Below are 3,809 nucleotides of genomic sequence, written 5' to 3'. Positions count from 1 at the left end.
TCAGCCAGTGTTGGATCAGGTTTGTAGAATCGGCATTATCGGCACTTTGCCATCGGTGCCTGATGAGCTGATGTCCGAGCCATTATGCGATTTACCCATGGTAACGGTGGTTTCCGCAACGCATCCGTTGGCCGCTATTCAACGCCCCTTAACCAGTGCGGAACTGGCGCAACAGGTGCAATTAATTCTCACCGACCGCACGGCGTTATCGGACGGAAAAAGTTTCGGTGTATTGTCGCCCCTGACCTGGAAACTGGCGGATCTTGGCGCGAAGCATGAATTTCTCAAGGCGGGTTTTGGCTGGGGGCATATGCCTTTGCATATGGTTGAAGCCGATGTCGCCACTGGCCAGTTGGTAAAAATTGGGATTGCGGGCAGTGAGCGGCAGAGCGCAGCCTTACCTATGCGCATTGTCTACCGCAAGGATTTGCCGCCCGGCCCTGCCGGCCGGGCCTTTATCGATCAACTCAAAAGCTGGGATATAAACGCCCTGGCTGCAGGGCCGGGCGGCAAATCCTTGCGATAAACCCATTGCATGCCCATAAACATTTCGGCGGCCGGAATACTTTGCAGTTGAATACTCACCAATTCCCCGGCGGCAATATCTTTTTCTACCATGTGCAGGGGCATATGCCCCCAGCCAAATCCCGCTTTTAAAAAGGCGCGTTTTGAACCCAAGTCGGATAAACGCCACATCAAGGGTGACATCACCCCATAATTTTGCCCGCTCGACAATGCCGTGCGGTCAGTGAGGATCAACTGTACATGGCGTGCGAGTTCCGTATCGCTAATCAAACCTTCTACGGAGGCAAGTTCGTGAGCAGGGCTGACGACAGTCACAAACTGAATCCGCCCCAATGGTTCCGCAACCAATGATTCCTGCACAACCGGCAAAGAGCCAATAATGCCCAGCCGACAACTGCCATCAAGTACTAACTGCGCAACGCCGCCCAGCACCTCTACATATAACCGCAGCGGAGTATGCACAAAATTATCCTGACAATAACCGGCCGCTTGAGTCAGTTTATTCATGGGATACATGACATCCACCGCCACCGATAGCTCGGGTTCCAAGCCTTCGTAGAGCGATTGCGCCCGCGCTTTAAACGCATCCATATTCTGCACAACCGCGCGCGCATCAACCAATAAAGTCGCGCCGGTTTCAGTCAGTTTGGGGTAGCGCTCACTTCGATCAAATAGCACCACACCCAGCTGTGCCTCCAGATTGGCAAGGGTTTGGCTAACCACCGATTGCGCCCGCTTGAGCTTGCGCCCAGCCGCCGAAAAGCTGCCTTCCTCTGCTGCCGCAATAAAGGTACGCATTTGGTCCAGTGTGACGTTATCCAGCATATATCCAATTTCCCGATACTTATCATCCAATAATATAGGATTTTCAGTTTGATCTTCTAGCCATAAGCTGTGTTCATTCCTTGGTGAGAGCACAAGGACAACCAAACTGGAAGCTGGAGAGATTTATGAATACCGCCCTGAACATCAAGCCTAACGCACAAGATCAGAAGACAGTGAGTTTCCGCAGCATTGTTGCACGCACCACCGGTAGAACTCACGGGGTGATTACCCGCCTCATGAGCCCGTCAGATTTAGGTCAACTTGTTAAACCCTTTGTATTTCTTGATTACGGTGTTATGCCGCCCTCCAACGCGCCCATTGGTATGCATCCTCACTCAGGCTTGGCAACTCTGTCATTGCCCATTACCGGCAGTTTTGGTTACGAGGATACAACCGGTAAAAGCGGAATCGTTAACGCCGGTGGTCTGGAGTGGATGAAAGCGGGCAACGGCGTTTGGCACGATGGTTATGCCGCCGGTAAAGACCCGCTGGAATTCTATCAACTTTGGTTGGCGCTGCCCGCCGCCGAAGAAAACGCACTAGCGCAAAGCCAATACATCACCGCTGAAGAAGTACCTGTCGTCGGTTCAGTAAAGGTGCTGTTAGGCCAGTATCAACACGCACAAAGTCCGATTCGTTCAGCGCCCGGTATCAATTACTTTTTAGTGCAATTAAAAGATGGCGAGGTGTGGCGTTACGAACCCGAAGCCAATCAAAACGTTGCCTGGCTCTCGGTGTTTCGCGGGGAGTTAAACACACCCGAAACAGTGCGCAGAGGTGAGATGGTGGTGTTTGCTGAGTCCACCAACGCAATCACCATCCGCGCCAAGGGCGATAGCGCTTTTGTTTTTGGTGCCGCAATTAAACACCCGCACGATTTGGTATTGGGTTACTACTCGGTGCACACCTCAAAGAAAACACTGCAACAAGGCGAGCAGGAAATTAACCGCATCGGCAATCAACTGCGTTTGGCTGATCGCATTTAATGATTTTTTAAATTCACTTTTTTAAATCCATTTTATTAACAACATTGACTACACAGGAAGCTAAAACATGAACACTCACAATTCCATTCTTGAGGCTAACGCAATGCAAACTACATCAAAAAAATTTCCTAACGCGGTAGAACTTTTTGGTCGGGTTTTATTGGTCGCGATATTTCTATTGTCCGGATTGGGAAAACTATCAGCTTATGAACAAACGGCGGGTTACATGAGTGCGTTTGGTGTTCCGGGGGCATTATTACCGCTAGTGATTGGCTTTGAGGTGCTGACCGCCGTCATGATAATTATTGGGTGGCAGGTGCGTATAACTTCGCTGTTGCTGGCTGGATTTACCTTGTTATCGGCGCTGATGTTTCATGCCAATTTTGCCGATCAAACACAAATGGTGATGTTTCTGAAAAACGTTTCAATTGCTGGTGCCTTTTTGCTACTCGTTGTGAATGGCGCTGGAAAATTTAGTGTGGATGCACGAAAAAAATAATCGCTCGCGATAAAAGTTGGTAAAAAAATTAAGTGAAAGAATTACCGCAGTGCAAGTCTTGGGCTAACGCATTGCCATCATCGGCTAGTGGGGCACTGATGATAAAAAAATTTCTGCCCCTTTTTATTTATTATCTAATTTGGAGTTCCAACATGAGTATTGCAATTATTGGTTCAGGCGCATTGGGTTCAAACTTGGCACGCGCATTTGCTAAAAAAGGTATTTCAGCCGCTATTGCGACCCGTCGTGGTCCAGAGTCGTTAACGGCGTTGATCAATGAAGTTGGCCCCAGCATCAAAGCGGTGACTGTGGCCGAAGCGGCCAGTGCCGACATAGTTATCGTTGCTGTGCGTTTCGAGGATTTGGGTACAGCGCTGGGCCATTTACCTGCCTGGAATAATCGCATCGTTATTGACGGCACCAACGCTGTGGCGTTTTTAGAACCGGGCTCACCGGAAACCCAAGACCCAACCAATCCACTTGCGGCCTATGGCATCAAAGCGATTGATCTTGGCGATAAACAATCGAGTGAAGTATTCAGTACTTTTGTACCGGGTGCTCGTGTGGTGAAAGCGTTTAATCACCTGGATGTAGCAGCACTAGTCGAGCCTGAATTATCGGGCGGTCAGCGCGTATTGTTTTACTCCGGTGATGACGCAGCAGCCAAAACAGAAGTGCGCACGCTGATCGAAAATACCGGCTTTTTCCCGGTCGATTTGGGTTCGCTGGCGGTAGGTGGGCAGTTAGCGGGTTTACCGTTTGGAGCTCTCTCTGCCATTAATTTTGTCAAAATATAAAAACCGGGGAAAGCAGTTTTTTTGGTGGATATGAGAGAAGCACTTGGAGCAAACAAACTACCTAAGGTGTATTTTTGGTCCAAGTTGCTTTTACCGCACATCCAACGCCTTAATCTGCAAAATTATCTCCACCACCTTGCTGCCTTTCTCCGTTAAATAATATTCCGTGCGCGGTGG

Annotated in this window: 5 protein-coding genes; 4 read left to right on the top strand and 1 reads right to left on the bottom strand. The window is 49.4% G+C overall.

The features are described 5' to 3' along the window. On the top strand, positions 1 to 526 hold a 526-nt coding region (locus tag ACWA6V_RS18650), incomplete at its 5' end, for a substrate-binding domain-containing protein (protein WP_449523903.1). Here ACWA6V_RS18650 and ACWA6V_RS18645 read toward each other — a convergent pair. Then, positions 463 to 1,350 carry a LysR family transcriptional regulator gene (locus ACWA6V_RS18645; protein WP_449523902.1) on the bottom strand — a complete coding sequence of 296 codons (888 nt, stop codon included), beginning with the start codon at positions 1,348 to 1,350 and terminating at the stop codon, positions 463 to 465. The genes ACWA6V_RS18650 and ACWA6V_RS18645 overlap by 64 nt on opposite strands. Before the next feature lie 125 nt (positions 1,351 to 1,475). Between ACWA6V_RS18645 and ACWA6V_RS18640 the strand changes: the two genes are divergently transcribed. The 3 genes from ACWA6V_RS18640 to ACWA6V_RS18630 all read left to right on the top strand — a co-directional run bounded on the left by ACWA6V_RS18640 (position 1,476) and on the right by ACWA6V_RS18630 (position 3,632). Beyond that, positions 1,476 to 2,336, top strand: a complete 861-nt coding sequence (locus tag ACWA6V_RS18640) for a pirin family protein (protein WP_449523901.1) — start codon at positions 1,476 to 1,478, stop codon at positions 2,334 to 2,336. Between the two features lie 67 nt (positions 2,337 to 2,403). After that, a complete protein-coding gene (locus ACWA6V_RS18635) occupies positions 2,404 to 2,835 on the top strand; it encodes a DoxX family protein (protein WP_449523900.1) in 432 nt (143 codons plus the stop codon). Between the two features lie 152 nt (positions 2,836 to 2,987). Continuing rightward, positions 2,988 to 3,632, top strand: a complete 645-nt coding sequence (locus tag ACWA6V_RS18630) for an NADPH-dependent F420 reductase (RefSeq protein WP_449523899.1) — start codon at positions 2,988 to 2,990, stop codon at positions 3,630 to 3,632. Positions 3,633 to 3,809: the final 177 nt, after the last annotated feature.

The sequence above is a fragment of the Cellvibrio sp. genome, from assembly GCF_053579595.1.
This window is presented reverse-complemented; position numbering and strand designations above follow the sequence as displayed.